The sequence below is a fragment of the Phyllobacterium endophyticum genome (assembly GCF_003010935.1).
Taxonomy (GTDB): domain Bacteria; phylum Pseudomonadota; class Alphaproteobacteria; order Rhizobiales; family Rhizobiaceae; genus Phyllobacterium; species Phyllobacterium endophyticum.
In genome coordinates this window covers 703,122-717,541 of the sequence record NZ_PGGN01000002.1, presented here as the reverse complement: position 1 = coordinate 717,541, position 14,420 = coordinate 703,122, and the positions used below count along the sequence as shown (strand labels likewise).

At 59.0% G+C, this 14,420-nt stretch carries 13 protein-coding genes; 5 read left to right on the top strand and 8 right to left on the bottom strand.

All coding sequences use genetic code 11. From position 1 onward, the window contains the following. The first annotated feature begins 103 nt into the window (after positions 1-103). The gene (locus CU100_RS11545; protein WP_106717238.1) at positions 104-1,558 is read left to right on the top strand and encodes a DHA2 family efflux MFS transporter permease subunit; all 1,455 of its coding nucleotides are present in this window, start codon (positions 104-106) and stop codon (positions 1,556-1,558) included. Here CU100_RS11545 and CU100_RS11540 read toward each other — a convergent pair. The 6 genes from CU100_RS11540 to CU100_RS11515 all read right to left on the bottom strand — a co-directional run bounded on the left by CU100_RS11540 (position 1,539) and on the right by CU100_RS11515 (position 7,923). Further along, on the bottom strand, positions 1,539-2,942 hold the full coding sequence (locus tag CU100_RS11540) for an FAD-binding oxidoreductase (protein ID WP_106716710.1): 1,404 nt from the start codon (positions 2,940-2,942) through the stop codon (positions 1,539-1,541). The two genes, CU100_RS11545 and CU100_RS11540, sit on opposite strands and share 20 nt — an antisense overlap. Further along, on the bottom strand, positions 2,939-3,751 hold the full coding sequence (locus CU100_RS11535) for an ABC transporter permease (protein WP_106716709.1): 813 nt from the start codon (positions 3,749-3,751) through the stop codon (positions 2,939-2,941). The genes CU100_RS11540 and CU100_RS11535 overlap by 4 nt, the downstream gene beginning before the upstream one ends. Position 3,752: 1 nt before the next feature. Further along, positions 3,753-4,580 (bottom strand): ABC transporter permease, encoded by an 828-nt coding sequence (locus CU100_RS11530; RefSeq protein WP_106716708.1) that lies wholly within the window; start codon positions 4,578-4,580, stop codon positions 3,753-3,755. Positions 4,581-4,644: 64 nt separating this feature from the next. Then, a complete protein-coding gene (locus CU100_RS11525; protein ID WP_106716707.1) occupies positions 4,645-5,760 on the bottom strand; it encodes an ABC transporter substrate-binding protein in 1,116 nt (371 codons plus the stop codon). Between the two features lie 43 nt (positions 5,761-5,803). Then, positions 5,804-6,910: an ABC transporter ATP-binding protein gene (locus CU100_RS11520; protein ID WP_106716706.1), complete on the bottom strand. Its 1,107-nt coding sequence runs from the start codon at positions 6,908-6,910 to the stop codon at positions 5,804-5,806. A gap of 122 nt (positions 6,911-7,032) precedes the next feature. Continuing rightward, complete coding sequence (locus CU100_RS11515; protein ID WP_106716705.1) at positions 7,033-7,923, bottom strand: LysR substrate-binding domain-containing protein; 891 nt, start codon at positions 7,921-7,923, stop codon at positions 7,033-7,035. Positions 7,924-8,030: 107 nt separating this feature from the next. Here CU100_RS11515 and CU100_RS11510 point away from each other — a divergent pair, with 107 nt between their 5' ends. The 3 genes from CU100_RS11510 to CU100_RS11500 all read left to right on the top strand — a co-directional run bounded on the left by CU100_RS11510 (position 8,031) and on the right by CU100_RS11500 (position 11,370). After that, positions 8,031-9,620 (top strand): zinc-binding metallopeptidase family protein, encoded by a 1,590-nt coding sequence (locus tag CU100_RS11510; protein WP_106716704.1) that lies wholly within the window; start codon positions 8,031-8,033, stop codon positions 9,618-9,620. 11 nt (positions 9,621-9,631) lie between these two features. Then, on the top strand, positions 9,632-10,567 hold the full coding sequence (locus tag CU100_RS11505) for a dimethylarginine dimethylaminohydrolase family protein (protein WP_106716703.1): 936 nt from the start codon (positions 9,632-9,634) through the stop codon (positions 10,565-10,567). 131 nt (positions 10,568-10,698) lie between these two features. After that, on the top strand, positions 10,699-11,370 hold the full coding sequence (locus CU100_RS11500; protein ID WP_106716702.1) for a pentapeptide repeat-containing protein: 672 nt from the start codon (positions 10,699-10,701) through the stop codon (positions 11,368-11,370). 21 nt (positions 11,371-11,391) lie between these two features. Here the strand turns inward: CU100_RS11500 and CU100_RS11495 are convergent, their stop codons facing one another. After that, positions 11,392-11,697 (bottom strand): hypothetical protein, encoded by a 306-nt coding sequence (locus CU100_RS11495; RefSeq protein WP_106716701.1) that lies wholly within the window; start codon positions 11,695-11,697, stop codon positions 11,392-11,394. Between the two features lie 587 nt (positions 11,698-12,284). Here CU100_RS11495 and CU100_RS11490 point away from each other — a divergent pair. Continuing rightward, positions 12,285-13,190 carry a S1C family serine protease gene (locus tag CU100_RS11490; protein ID WP_106717237.1) on the top strand — a complete coding sequence of 302 codons (906 nt, stop codon included), beginning with the start codon at positions 12,285-12,287 and terminating at the stop codon, positions 13,188-13,190. 20 nt (positions 13,191-13,210) lie between these two features. On the opposite strand, the gene CU100_RS11485 is transcribed toward CU100_RS11490, so the two are convergent. Then, on the bottom strand, positions 13,211-14,344 hold the full coding sequence (locus CU100_RS11485; protein WP_210204084.1) for an LCP family protein: 1,134 nt from the start codon (positions 14,342-14,344) through the stop codon (positions 13,211-13,213). Positions 14,345-14,420: the final 76 nt, after the last annotated feature.

Genomic DNA, 14,420 nt, shown 5'->3' with positions numbered 1-14,420 from the left:
GCGCCGGGGACTATATCCGCCTCAATCCCAAGCGGCGACGCTTGTCAAATCTGCGGTTCCTGTCCTTTCGACCTCAGCCGTGCCATCGAGAGCTATGTCAGCGATGTCAGACCAGACTTGTCAGGTCGAAGCAGGCGAACCCAGTGCGCCTGAAGACGTGACGCTCAAACCAACTGCACCGAATTTTCGCCTCATCGCCCTGATTATCGCAAGCGCCATGTTCATGGAGCAACTGGACGCGACCGTGCTGGCGACTGCTCTGCCGACGATGGCGCGGGATTTCGGCGTGAATGCACCTTCGATGAGCATCGCGCTTACCTCGTATCTACTGAGCCTGGCGATCTTCATCCCGGCCAGCGGCTGGGTGGCCGACCGGTTCGGGTCCCGCACCGTATTCCGCACGGCCATCGCAGTATTCACGCTCGGCTCGATTCTCTGTGCGCAAGCGCCCAACCTGACATTCCTGGTGCTCGCACGTCTGATCCAGGGGCTGGGCGGCGCAATGATGATGCCGGTCGGGCGTCTGGTTCTCATGCGCAGCGTCCAGCGCAAGGACTTCGTTGCGGCCATGTCGTGGCTGCTCGTGCCCGCACTCATCGGTCCGATCCTCGGCCCGCCCGTCGGCGGCCTGATCGTCACATATCTCGACTGGCGCTGGATTTTTTACATCAATGTCCCGATCGGCATCCTTGGCTTCATTCTCGTCTCCATGTTCATCGAAGAGTTCAAGGGTGAAACGAGGGGCCGGTTCGACACGATAGGGTTGGTTCTTTCAGGCGTCTCGCTTGGTTCCTTCCTGTTCGGCTTCGAGATGTCGAGCCGAAGCGGCGAGGCGGTAACCTCCATTCTTCTGATTGGCGTCGGGCTGGTCTTTGGTGCGGCCTATCTGCGTCATGCCCGGGGCCATCCGTCGCCGATACTCGATTTTTCCCTGATGCGGGTACCGAGCTTCAACGAGTCCGTCATGGCCGGATCGCTGACGAGAATCACGCAGGGAGCGCAACCATTTCTGTTGCCTCTGATGCTCCAGCTTGAGTTCGGTCTGTCGGCCGCCGCCGCCGGCGGGATTGTCGTCGCGACGGCGCTCGGATCCATGACGATGAAGGCGACGGCGGGCAAGATCCTCAAGCGATACGGTTTCCGCAACAGCCTCGTCGTCATCGGGTGGATCTCGACGCTGGGCTATGCCTTGTGCGCATTCTTCCGCCCGGAATGGCCGATCTGGCTTATCTTTACGATCCTGTTCTTCTGCGGGTTCTTCATGTCGTTTCAATTCACCGCATACAACATCGTCGCTTTCGACAAGATCGAACGGGATCGCATGAGTTCGGCAACAAGCTTTTACACGACCTTTCAACAGTTGATGCTATCGCTCGGCATCTGTGTTGGAGCACTTGCGCTGAATATTTCAATGGTTGCACAGGATCACGCAAACCCCAGGCTTGGTGACTTTTCGGTGGCGTTCCTCGTCGTCACGGCGATCTCCCTGACCGCTACGATCTGGAACATGCGGTTCTCTCCCTCGGCGGGTTCCGACATCAGTGGGCACCAGGGATAGGCGTTGCACCTTTTCGGCCGAGCAATTTGCCCGGATTCATGATGCCATTCGGGTCGAGCAGGTTCTTGATAGAGTGCATGAGCTCGAGTTTGACGGGATCAGCAAAGGCGTCGAGTTCCTGGCGCTTGTCGAGTCCGACCCCATGTTCTGCCGAGAACGACCCCCCAAGTTCACGCAGGTTCGCGTAGACGATTGCCTTGGCGGCATCCTTGTTCACTTTCAGACCAGCGACGCCCACGTGCAGGTTGCCATCGCCCAAATGTCCGAACACAAAGCCTCGAACGTCGGGGCCAAATGCGGCAATGCCTTCATTAAACTGTGCCAACCACGTTTCGAGTGCCTGCAGCGGAACGGAGATGTCGAACCAGTGGCCGTCAGGATGAACACGGTCGACGATGCTGCTGTCCTCACGGATGTTCCAGATTTCGCTCCGCTCCTTTTCGCTCTGAGCAAGGATTGCGTCGACGACAAGCCCTTGTTCTATGGCGCGCGCCAACGCATCTTCCAAGGCTGACCGGGCGGATCGCTGGTCGGCGGCGCCGGTCTCGACGATCAGGTAACAAGGTGCTTCGGTGAAAGCCGCAAGAGCGGCCGGGCCGAGGTTTGCCGAAGCGAGCGCGAAATAATTGCGCGCCATGAACTCCGCACGAAGAAGATCGAGGCTGCCGTGCAAGAGACGAAAAAGCGCGATGGCATCGGTTGCCGCGGGGCAGGCGACGAGAGCGGTGGCGGTGAACGGGTCAGCCGGTGCCAGCCTGATAACTGCCCGGGTGACGATGCCGAGAGTGCCTTCCGCTCCGATGAACAATTGCTTCAGGTCGTAACCCTCGTTGGATTTCGTCACCTGCGCCATGTCGCTCATGATCCTGCCATCGGGTAGTGCGACTTCGAGACCAAGGACCCGGTGGCGCATGACGCCGTAGCGGAAGGCTTCCATGCCGCCGGCATTGGTGGAGATCATGCCGGCGATGCTGGCACTCCCACGCGAGGCAATATCGATGCCGGTAGAAAGGTTTACCCGTGCTGCAGCTTCCTGGAGAGACTGGAGCGTCACGCCGCCTTCGACCGTGGCAATCGCGCCATCGGCAGACAGGGACAGGATACGGTTCATGGCGCCAAGTGAAAGGACGATCTGCCCAGAGCTGGAGACGCCGCCTCCCACCAGTCCGGTTCGACCGCCATGCGGCACGACGGCAATACCGCGCTCGTTGCAGAGGCGAAGCACGGCGGCGACCTCTTCGGTAGTTCCAGGCGTCACCAGGACGCCCGCATGGAGGTTGCGTTCGTCGGACCCGGGATGAATGAGGCTCAATGCCTCGCCGGTCCTGACGCCGCCTATGCCGACGATCGAGCGCAATTCGTCGAGGATGCCATGCTCAATCATTGCGGATCCGTCGTCCTGCGCCGGTCGATGTAAATTCTGAAGGCGAGGATGAGCGCCGTGATAGCGATCAGCAGAACCGAGATCGCGGCGATCGCCGGATCGATATTGTCACGCAGTCCCATCCACATGAGGCGGGGCAGGGTAATCGCATTGACGCTGGTGATGAACAGCGTGACGCCGATTTCCTCCCAGGACAGCACGAAAGAAAGGAGCGCAGCGGTCGCGATGCCAAACTTGATGTTCGGAATGATGATCTTGAAGGCGCGCGTGGCCAGATTGGCACCAAGTCCGCGTGCGGCAAGATCAATGCGCCGGTCGACCTGAAATAGCGCGACGAGAATGAGCACAACCGCGAAGGGCGTGATCATCACCGCATGGGCGAGCGCGACCCCGAGCCAGGTGTCGTAGCCAATCCAGTTGTTGAAACCTGACAGGGTAGTCATTAGGAAATAGAGGGTCATGGCCGAAACGACGGGTGGCACCACCAATGGCAAAAGGACGAAGCCGATCAGCAACGCCGAGAAGCGAGGCTGGAACATCCAGATGCCAAGCCCGAACATGGTGGCAAGTACGGTTGCGATAGCGCTGGACAAGACGCCGATGCGCAGGCTGAGCAGGATACTCTGTCCCCAGGCCGGATTGTCCAACAGCGCCTGATAGTGCCGCAGGGACAGCGTGTCGGAGGGCATCGAGAGAAAGCGCGCCGGCGTGAACGACACCGGAACGACTGCGATCAAAGGCATCAGCAGGAAGAGAGCTACCGCTGTCGCAACGATCAGTATGACGGGACCGGGGCGGGATGAAGTCATGTTATCCAACCAGATGCGCGGGTTTGATAAAGCGCCGCATGAGCGCAAGAAGGATACCGATGAACAGCACGAGCACGACGCTGATCGCCGAACCCAGGCCCCAGTCCGGGCTTTGGAAGATGCGCAGGTAAACCAGTTCAGCCACCATGACGCTGCGACCGCCGCCGAGGATTGCCGGGGTCACGAAGAAACCAAGTGCAAAAACGAAGACGATCAGTGCCGCGCCAGCCAGGCCGCCATAGGTAAGCGGCACGAATACGGTCCAGAAAGTGCGCGTACGCGAGGCACCCATGCCACGGGCGGCGAGCAGGACACGCTCATCGATGCTGCGCATTGCCGAGGCGATCGGGAAGACTGCGAAGGGAATGAGGAAGTGCGTCATGCCGATGATGACGCCAAGTTCGTTGCGCGCCAGCGCCAGCGGCTCGCTTATGATCCCGGCCGATTGCAACCAGGTGTTGATCAGGCCGCGATTGGACAGCATCGCGAGCCAGCCAAAGGCGCGCGTCAGCACCGATATCCAGAATGGGACCAGTATGCAGAACTCCGCAAGCATGCGTTGAACCGAACTGCCCCGCACCCACACATAGGCGATCGCATAGGCTGTCACGAGCACCGCCGCAGTTACGATGAGGCAGATCCGCAGCGTACGCGTGAAGACAGACTGAACAAGCGGGTCCGTCAAAAGCGCCCGATATTGGCCGAGGCCAACTTCCGGCATGGTAAAACTCCAGCGGACGACCCCGAGGAACGGAACGACATAGGCAAGCCCAAGGAACAGCAGGAGCGGCGCCAGCAGCAGAAGTTTTCTTGATGTGGCTGACTGCATTCACTCTTCCTGCTTACAGATCAATTGCTTGGCGCGGAAGGTTCAACTTCCGCGCCAAGGGCAATCAGGCCGAGATGACCTTGGTATACTCGTCGAACGCCTTGCCGTAGTTTTCCGCATACCACTCCATGTCAAGCGGGACCTGCTTCGACATATTGGCCGGGTCGACCGGATTGATACGCTTCTTGTCGGCCGGGATCAGTGCGTCGGTGGCGGGATTTGCCGGGCCCTGGCCAAGCATGTTGAACATCTCAAGCTGGCGCTCGGGCGTCTGCGCGCTGGCGATGAACTTCATCGCGTTGTCCTTGCCGCCGGGATTGCCTTTCATGACACCGAGCGCGCCGGGCGAAATCAGCCCCTGATCCCAGATGAACTTGATATTGCCGCCGGAATCCTGCTCGAGCAATGAGGCGCGCGTCGACCAGATAAGAGCCATCGACGCTTCGCCGTCCATCAGGACCGACTGGCTTTCCGCCCCACCCCCCCAGTATGCGACGACATTTTCCTTGAACGCGGCGATCTTGTCATGAGCGCGCTTGAGATCGAGCGGATATAGTTTCTCGGGTGCAACGCCATCGGCGAGCAGAGCCGCTTCCCACATGGCCGAGCCCCACTTGTACAGCGAGCGTTTGCCGGGGAATTTCTTGACGTCGAAGAAATCGGCCATGCCGGTTGGCGCCTGATCGCCGAACTTCGACGAGTCATAGGCGATGATATAGGAGAAGAAATAGGTGGACGCAGCATGATCCCATCCGAAGCCGGGCCGCATCTTGTTCTTGTCGACGATATTGTAATCGATCTCCTCGAGCATGCCCTGCTTGCCGAGAGAAATACCGGAGAACGGGTCGATATCCACCAGATCCCAGGTGGGCTTGCCGCTCTTGAACTGTGCGGTGATGGCGCCTTCCGTTGGCCCCGAGCCGTCCATCTTGACGGTCACGCCCGTTTCCTTGGTGAAAGGCTGACCGTAAGCCTTGTCATAGGCCGTGACCGCATCGCCGCCCCAATTGACCAGAACGAGCTCCTTGGCCTGAGCGTAGGAACCGGTTGAACGCAGCAGCGCCGGTGCACCCGCGAGCAGCATGGCTGCCATCTGGGTAAACCTGCGGCGGCTTATCTCGCCATTCTCGACTTTGGCGGCAAGTATTTCGAGGCAGTCCTTTTGAAATGCATTATCCATTTTGTTTCCCTCTGGATTATTATGGTTACATTCCTGATGCCGCCTAACCCGCGTCAGGCAACAAAAAGCCCTGGTGCACCGGCCACGATACCCACACGTCGGATTGGTGCGCGATGGGCGACGCCAGTGCCGTCGGCATCGAGACGGCAAGACTCATGCCACTGCGCGTGCGCAAGTGATATTTGGTCGACGCGCCGAAATATGTGGCGCCTTCGACGCGGCAGGTGATTGCGTTGCAGTCCGAGGCTTGCGGCGCTGCCGAAATGAACATGTGCTCGGGACGTACCGCGGCGACAGCTGTCTTGCCCGCAAGAGCAATGGACTGGTTGACGATGATCGTCCGATCCTCAAACTTGCCGGCAGCCCGTTCGCCATTCACTTCCACTTTTTCGAGCGGGAGAAGATTGATTTCACCCAGAAATTCGGCAACGAAACGGTTCGTGGGCCGCTCATAGACGTCCTGAGGCTTGCCGACCTGCAACAGTTCGCCCTGGTTGAAAATGGCGACACGCGAGGATAGGGCAAGCGCTTCCGATTGGTCATGGGTGACGAAGACGAATGTCGTGCCGGTCTCTTCGTGCAAACGCTTGACTTCCTGCTGCATCATTTCACGCAGGTTCTTGTCGAGTGCGGAAAATGGTTCATCGAGCAGGAGAACCGAGGGTTCGAACACCAGAGCGCGGGCGAGGGCGACGCGCTGTTGCTGGCCGCCCGAGAGTTTTGCAGGAAGCTTCTTCTCGTGTCCGCCGAGCCCGACCCGAGTTATCATGTCGCCCACTTTTCGCTTGATGTCCGCAGACGAGCGTCCGCGAACCTTCAAGGGGAAGGCGATGTTCTGCTCAACGGTAAGGTGTGGAAACAGCGCGTAGCCCTGAAACACCATTCCGTACGAGCGATCTTCGGCCGGGACATCGGTAATATCCCTGCCGTCCATCATCAGGCGGCCGGTGGTCGGGGCCGTAAAACCGGCGAGGATCATGAGGAATGTTGTCTTGCCAGATCCAGACGGCCCGAGAAGCGTGAGAAACTCGCCTCGGCCTATATCGAGCGAAAGGTTCTTCAGCGCATGAAACGCACCGAATGTCTTACCGATCGACACGGCCTTGATCTCGGCGGCTTTCGCATCGCCCGGTTGCATGCTTTGAGGCATTGAGACCTCTTTCCCCTGCTTTTACAGAAAGCCTAGGCACAATCCGCCGTCACGACAATTGAATTATATTGCCGCGACACGTGAATGAAATTCACGCCATCGCCCGGACGCCCTCCTGCGGCTCAGGCATTGCGGGTTTGCGACAGTCGGGACTTCAGCCATTCCGTGAATGCAAGCTGGGCGGGATGATCCATTCTCGCAAAATCGGTGACGAGGAAGTATGATTTTGGAGATTTGATGCTGAGATCGAACGGCCGGATCAGTTGTCCCGCCCTCATGGCCTTGCGGCAGGTGAGTTCATCACCCATGGCAATACCTTGAGCAGTAATTGCCGCCGAGTATACGAGATTCATGTCGGAAAACACGATTCCGCGCTCTGAATCCGGATTATGCACGTTGGCGAGAGCGAGCCAGCGGGTCCAGTCGTCAAAATCCCCGAGGTGCAGCAACGGCGCGCGCAAGATATCCTTGGGCTCGGCGATACCGCCGAGATTGTTGAGCAGGACCGGACTGCACAATGGCGTAAATTCCACCTCGCATAGAAGCTCGACGGATCGATTGGGCCAGTTGCCGTCGCCGAACGCGATGAAAAGATCGACGCTGGCATCGCTCACGTCATCTAATCTGCGAGGCGTTAGAATGCGCAATGCAACGTCCGGGTATTTTTCCTGAAACTCGGCGATATGGGTGCATAACCAGAGAGACGCGAAACCGGCTGTGCAGCTGATGCACAAGGATCCGCCAGTGCCTGCAGGGGTTTGCCGCCCGCCGGCATCGTCGATGACAATGAGGGCGTTACGAACGTCATTGGCGTATTTTCGCCCGCGCGGTGTCAGCGTAACCCCCTTGCCGTCCCGTTGCAGCAATTCGAAACCCAGATCCCGTTCGAGCAAGCGCAACTGGTGACTGACAGCGCTACGCGTCAGGTTCAGCTCCTCGGCCGACCGCCAGACGCTACCATGTCTCGCAAAGCTCTCCAGCGCGCGAAGTGCCTGGGTGGACGGTATTCGCATGCCTGATCCTTGAAAGAGGGGTGAATAGAATTTGCACGTTTTGAAAAAACATATCACTTTTTGTATTGTCTTCCAGATGATTATCTGCCCACAGCGGGAGACAGAATTTGGTTACGGCAGCTGCAACCTCGGCACTCGGATTCATTGAAGCGCACAGGGCGGATCTGTCTTCCTGGACCCGCACGATTTTTGATTTCGGTGAAACGGCATGGCGGGAATATCAATCGGCGGATTGGTATGTGACGCGGCTGCGGCAGGAAGGTTTCGACGTCGAGACCGGCTCAGGTGGGATGCCGACGGCGTTCTGTGCTCACTGGACGAACAAGGCTGGTATGAGCGGCAATTCGCCTGTCGTCGGCATGTATGCGGAATATGACGCCGTGCCCGGCAACTGCCAGGACGCATCGACAGTCAAACGGCCGCGACCCGGATTGAACGAGCACGCTGGCGGCCACACTGATCCGCATTCCGGTCTCGGCATATCAAGTCTGGGCGGATTGCTCGCGACCAAGGCCGCCATGGAGAAGCATGGTATCGCCGGTACATTGCGCTTTACAGGCGAGCCGGCCGAAAAAGTGCGCGGCTCGAAGCCGATCCATGCCGCCAAGGGTTACTATGACGGGCTGGATGGGATGATATCGTTCCATCCGTTCTACATGCTGCCGCTGTGCAACACCGTGCGCTGGGATACGCATTGCGGTGCAGCCTATTCGATGATTTACCGGTTCATCTGCGACCAGCCGGAGCGCTGGGGTCTGAGTGACGGCGCGCCTATCCCGCAGTCGCACTCAGCGGTTCGTGCACCCGGCGCCAACGATGCGTTGATGATGATGTACATGGCATCGAAAGCATTGCGCGATTCCATGCTGCCCCATCAAGGCGGCTGGTCGATCAGCGAGGCCATACTCACGGCGGGGCAGGCGACTGCCGACAATCTTCCAGCAGGACTGGCCGAAATCCAGTACATGATGCGGGTGCCGACGATTGCCATGGCCGAGCAGGTGACCGAAGCGCTGGACCGAAATGCCGAGCACGCTGCGGCAATGACGGGCTGCAGGGTCGAACGGCATTGGGTCTGCAAGTCCCGCCCGGGGCTCGCCAATCACGCCATGGCTGAAATCACATGGGACGCACTCAACATCGTCGGCCCGCCGCATTGGAGCGACGGGGCCAAGACAATTGCACGAGAGATACAGCTGAATGCGGACATTGAAGCAATGGAGCACCCATTCATCGACGAATGCGAGCGATTGATATCGCCGCACGAGGCCGAGGCAATCTTGCGCCGCGACCTGCCGCCGTCGCAGATCAATTCCACCTCGGATGACTATACCGACATGACCTGGCATGCGCCGACAGTCCGTTTCTACGTGGCGCGGCCGGCTCTGAAGGCTCCAAAGGGCTTCGCTTACCCGGGCTGGGTGATGAATGCGCTTGGCGGCCTTCCTGAAACGATCGATCCGATGGTCAACTGCGCCGCCAGGACTATCGCTCTTACAGCTCTGCGGCTCTTCGAGGACGAGGCCGCGCGAGGCAAGGCCAGGCAAGAATTCATCGAGCGGACAGGCGGCGGTATCGGCGGCGCAAAATGGATTGCGCCGCTTTGCGACTACGAGCCACCGATCCATTTCCGCTGGCCGGAATATATAACAACTGCGCGCGGTCGCGAGTGGTGGATACCAAACGCGCCACAATAGGAGACAGTCCGATGACACGTCATGAACAGGGCTTTGAGGCGAATGCATTCACGCTGAAGCGGCGAAACCCGAACGGCGGCACCAAGCCGCTGAACGGCTGGGGGTTTCGCAACGAAACCGATCCCCTTACCGATGTGCTTCTCGGCTCGCCTGCCTTTTTGAGGCATATGGCGACAAGTTCGCTCTCGCGCAAACATTTGCGGGAGGCGCCATGCAATATTCAGACGGCTCAGGCCCAGCATAAGGAGCTGGTCGCGGCTTACGAGCATTTTGGCGTGAACATCCACTGGCACGAGCCATCGCCCGAGCTGCCGATGCAGGTCTATTCCCGTGATTCCAGCGTCATGACGCCCTATGGCGCAATCATCACCGCTATGGCGAACTGGTGGCGGCGGGGCGAAAACTATGCTGCCATCCGCACTTACGAGCGGCTGGGCATCCCGATCTATGACATGGTGACCGCGGGAACCTTCGAGGGCGGCGACTTCAATGTGATTGAAGAAGGTTGCGTGCTGATCGGCTGCGGCGGCGCACGTACGCAGGAAGAGGGCGCACGCCAGGTGGAAGAATGGTTCCGCAAGGAGGGCTGGGAGACGCGACTCGCCTTCATCGACGAGTATTATGTCCATATCGACCTGATGGTGGTCCCGATTGCGCCGAAACTGACGGCCGTATGTCTTGCCTGCACCGAACCGGCCATCGTCGACTGGCTGAAAGGCAAAGGTCACGAAATTATCGATGTGCCATTTCAGGACACGATGAATCTCGGATGCAACTTCATGTCACTTGGCAAAGATCGCATCATTGCACCCACATCGAGCAAGACACTCATCGATAAGCTGAAGGCAACCGGGTTTGATGTTGCGGCGGTCGATATGAGCGAAATCTCCAAAACGGGAGGCGGCATTCATTGCATGGCGCAAGCGCTATTACGTTCACCGGAATAGATTGGCAGCAACCCACACGCACAAAATCGAGGCCGCGATTTATCTGAATTGAAATTGCGTCAGTAAGGAGCCATTCTCCTGTTTGAAGGAGTTCTCATGCAATGCGACGACGATTAACCCTGGCCCTTTTTATGGCTTTTCCCATTTCCGTCTCCGCGTTGACAGGCGGCGCGGCAATCGCTGGCGATTGTGACAGCATGGCTCAACCGGGACTGGACTGGAGTGAGTGCTCCAAGAAGAGCATCATCATTCCGGGAAGCAATCTCGAGGGAGCCAACCTTGCGGGAACCGATTTTACCGGGACAGATCTCGGAAATTCCGTCCTGCAGTCCGCAAACCTGGAAAAAGCAGGTTTGATGCGGGCATCTCTCGCCGGAGCCAAAGCCGCAGGCGCGAACTTTTCGAGGATCGAGGCATATAGGGCAAACTTCGCCACGATTTCCGCCGATGGCGCCATTTTCGCGAGCGCAGAATTGCAGCGCGCCGATCTAAGTGGTGCAAGCCTGAAAAAGGCCAATTTTGAAAAGGCAGAACTCGGACGGGTGAATTTCCAGAAATCGCTGCTGACTGACGCGCGATTTTCGCTCGCCAATCTTTCGCGCGCCGACCTTACGGGTGCCATGCTTGACGGCAAGCCGGTGTTTGACCGTGCGTTCATGTTTCGGACCCGGATCGAAGGGGTCGACCTATCTGCCGCCCAAGGATTGATACAGCCGCAGATTGACCTGGCCTGCGGTGACGGGTCGACGAAGCTGCCGGCCGGGTTGACCCCACCAAAGAACTGGCCCTGCGCGTCCGATTAGGGGCGTTGCGGATGATCCGAGTCAGCGCTGGTCGTTATACGGCTCTTTCGTCTCGCCGACGAGCTTGGCGAGTTCCGAAAACGACCACGGTTTCTCGGCTCCGGTGTCATTTGCCACCTGCAGGACCCTGATGGGGAAACATACGGCATCCCTGTTGGAAGGCGACAGGTCCTCCGCAAAACGATTGTCGCCGTGCGCCGTCGCTTCGGCCTTTTGAAATGCCACGTCCAGTTCTTCTTGCGAAACGAGCCCCTTGGCCACGAGCAGCCGGTTTATCGATGCAAGGGCGAGACAGAGACCTTCAATTTGCAGGTTGGCCGCATTCATAGCTGGTGTCCTCCTGTTCGATTTCGCTCAAATTTCCGGGCCGGTAGGGCCGGATATCACCCGCCGGCATTAACCTTCGTGAAGCGTGGCGGCCCCGGATGCAGGTGAGGCCCAGATAGTCCGGTTTGCTGGACTATACTGGGCCTCCTGCCAGGATACTTTTTGAAACCTGTTCAATGCCATCCTCGCACTAAGGGAACGCGCCATGTGCCCGATAGTTCCAAAGCTGGCGCGAGGAAAAACACTGCAACTTTGCGAGGATTTTTGTGTGGTCGCGCGTGCGAAAATTGCCAAGGCGACTGGTTTGAACCTTGGAACTGGGGAGGCCCGGCAGCGACAACTTTTTCGAAGGGTGGCCGGGGCGCCGGGCCTCTGTTGCAAGGTTCCAGACATACAACAGACTTCAAATTGCTCCTGCACCGACCGACTGTCAAATAATCACTCTTAGCTAATCCGTCGCGCCGCAGAGTGCGCTGCGAATAGGCGACGCGCAATCCTGTCCTGCCCTTGCGCAAAGCCGGTCGCCTTCATAGCTATAGCTTGAACTCTGCCCGAATGCAGGTGTGTTGCTCGCAGGATAAATGGTCATGAATATCGACAAGGCATCTCAATCAATCGTAGCCGTACGGTCCGTAATTCCGGATGATGCGTTCACGGCAACGGCGCTCGGCACCTTGAGGGAAGGCAGCGGCGTCGTGATCCGGGAAGACGGGCTGGTGCTTACGATCGGTTATCTTATCACAGAGGCGGAGGAGGTCTGGCTGACACGCCATGACGGGCAAGTGCTTGCCGGTCATGCGCTCGCATACGACCAGGAGACCGGTTTCGGTCTCGTACAGGCGCTTGGCTCGCTTGACCTCCCGGCCTTGAGCTTCGGCAAGGCCGCCCACGCCAAAATCGGCGATCCCGTAGTCTTGGCCGACGGTTCCGGCCGGGCGGTCCGGGCAAATATCGTCGCCAAGCAGGAGTTTGCGGGCTACTGGGAATATGCGCTGGATGAAGCGATTTTCGTAGCGCCCGCCCATCCGGCATGGGGCGGCGCCGCACTGATCGGATCGGATGGCAAGCTTCTGGGTATAGGCTCCCTCCATCTGCAAATGAACAGGAGTGGAGCGATTGCAGACGTGAACATGGTCGTACCGATCGATCTGCTCACGCCGATCCTTGCCGATCTCGTCAGCCGCGGACGTGTCAACAAGCCGCCGCGGCCCTGGCTGGGCGCGTTCTCCGCCGAGAACAACGGCAAGGTGATCGTGATGAGCGTTGCGGAAGGGAGCCCGGCCGTCCAGGCCGGCCTCCGGCCGGGCGATGTCATTTCAGAGGTCCGAGGCAAGGAAATCGAAGGGCTGGCCGATTTCTACCGGAAAGTATGGGCAAGCGGACCGGCCGGAGCCGAAATCCCGATGCGGGTCATTCGCAATGGCCGTGAAGCTTGGCTGCGCGTGAAGTCGGGCGACCGGAACAGCTTTCTCAAGAAACCGCACCTTCAATAAGCTGGGGGACCGACGACAGGTCATTGGTTTGCGCCGACCTGGACGCCGACGCTACAAGTGGCGGTTTGGACCTGTGAAGTTGTGCCGCCCGGCTTGTCCGAAACGGCAGGGCCGAGCGCAACCGGCTCCACGGAACCAACATCAAAATCCGTGAGCGGCTGGTCGGCTGCGATCAACCGGAAGAGCTTGCGTGCCGATCCCTGGCGCCACTCGACCCGGCCCGGGCTGGTGATCGAATAGCGCCAGGGCGTGGTAAAGAAGCGAATATCGTCAAATGACAGGCGAATGGCGGCGAGCGCCAGGTCTCGCATGACGGCCGGGGTCAGGCCGGCATCAGTGGTGAATGATCTGGTGGCGGCGTTCAGCAGGCCGAGCAGCCGCGCGGGGTGGAGCAATATCTCACGACCCACGGCTTTCCTTGCCATTGCGGAGATAAAGTATTGCTGGCGCTGGATACGTCCGATGTCAGTCCCGTCGCCTATGCTGTGGCGGGCCCGGACGTAGGCGAGGGCCTGTTCCCCGTGCAGTGTCTGCCAGCCTGCCGGAACGTTCAACTGGGCGTACCTGTCCTGGATCGGCTCGGGGATGCAGATGTCCACGCCGCCTATGGCGTCCACGATTCCCCTGAATCCGCCGAAGTCGAGTTGGACGAAATGGTCGATATGAATGCCAGTAAGAGATTCGATGGTCTTCCAGGTGCAGCCGATGCCGTAATTGAACGACGAGTTTATCATTCCAACATGCGGCCGCTGCCCCGGGAACCCCTCGCGCGAGCGGCAAGCGGGAAGCCGAACCATCGAATCGCGGGGAAAACTGACAATGGCTGCCTCGTTCCTGTCCGCAGACAGGTGCACAAGCATGATCGTGTCCGTGCGTTCTCCGGCATTGCCGCCGTTCTTGATCTCCTGCTGGTCCGACCCGACCAGCAGAATGTTGAGAGCGCCGGTTGATCCTTTCGGAGGGCGCGCGCCGCCAAGATATTCGGGGGTAACTTCGATTTGCCTGACATTGCCGATCAGATAGATGTACGTGCAGCACAGTATCACTGCCGCTGCGGTTACGCTGATGAGAATCCAGAAGAGCCGGTTGTGCCGCCGCCACCACGGTGGCGGCTTGTCACCGGCAGCCTTTGGCTCATCGATCAACTCAGTCAAATATTGCTCCACGAACGGCTGTATAGACGAACCCTTGCAGGGGGCTTGCAACCGCAAGAAATCCTGCCAAATCAGG

What these genes read in the sequence shown, in the direction of transcription:
- CU100_RS11495 (WP_106716701.1), bottom strand. Translation starts at nt 11,697, where the DNA reads ATGAATGCGGCCAACCTGCAAATTGAAGGTCTCTGTCTCGCCCTTGCA.
- CU100_RS11500 (WP_106716702.1), top strand. Translation starts at nt 10,699, where the DNA reads ATGGCTTTTCCCATTTCCGTCTCCGCGTTGACAGGCGGCGCGGCAATC.
- CU100_RS11530 (WP_106716708.1), bottom strand. Translation starts at nt 4,580, where the DNA reads ATGCAGTCAGCCACATCAAGAAAACTTCTGCTGCTGGCGCCGCTCCTG.
- CU100_RS11505 (WP_106716703.1), top strand. Translation starts at nt 9,632, where the DNA reads ATGACACGTCATGAACAGGGCTTTGAGGCGAATGCATTCACGCTGAAG.
- CU100_RS11515 (WP_106716705.1), bottom strand. Translation starts at nt 7,923, where the DNA reads ATGCGAATACCGTCCACCCAGGCACTTCGCGCGCTGGAGAGCTTTGCG.
- CU100_RS11545 (WP_106717238.1), top strand. Translation starts at nt 104, where the DNA reads ATGTCAGACCAGACTTGTCAGGTCGAAGCAGGCGAACCCAGTGCGCCT.
- CU100_RS11525 (WP_106716707.1), bottom strand. Translation starts at nt 5,760, where the DNA reads ATGGATAATGCATTTCAAAAGGACTGCCTCGAAATACTTGCCGCCAAA.
- CU100_RS11540 (WP_106716710.1), bottom strand. Translation starts at nt 2,942, where the DNA reads ATGATTGAGCATGGCATCCTCGACGAATTGCGCTCGATCGTCGGCATA.
- CU100_RS11490 (WP_106717237.1), top strand. Translation starts at nt 12,285, where the DNA reads ATGAATATCGACAAGGCATCTCAATCAATCGTAGCCGTACGGTCCGTA.
- CU100_RS11520 (WP_106716706.1), bottom strand. Translation starts at nt 6,910, where the DNA reads ATGCCTCAAAGCATGCAACCGGGCGATGCGAAAGCCGCCGAGATCAAG.
- CU100_RS11535 (WP_106716709.1), bottom strand. Translation starts at nt 3,751, where the DNA reads ATGACTTCATCCCGCCCCGGTCCCGTCATACTGATCGTTGCGACAGCG.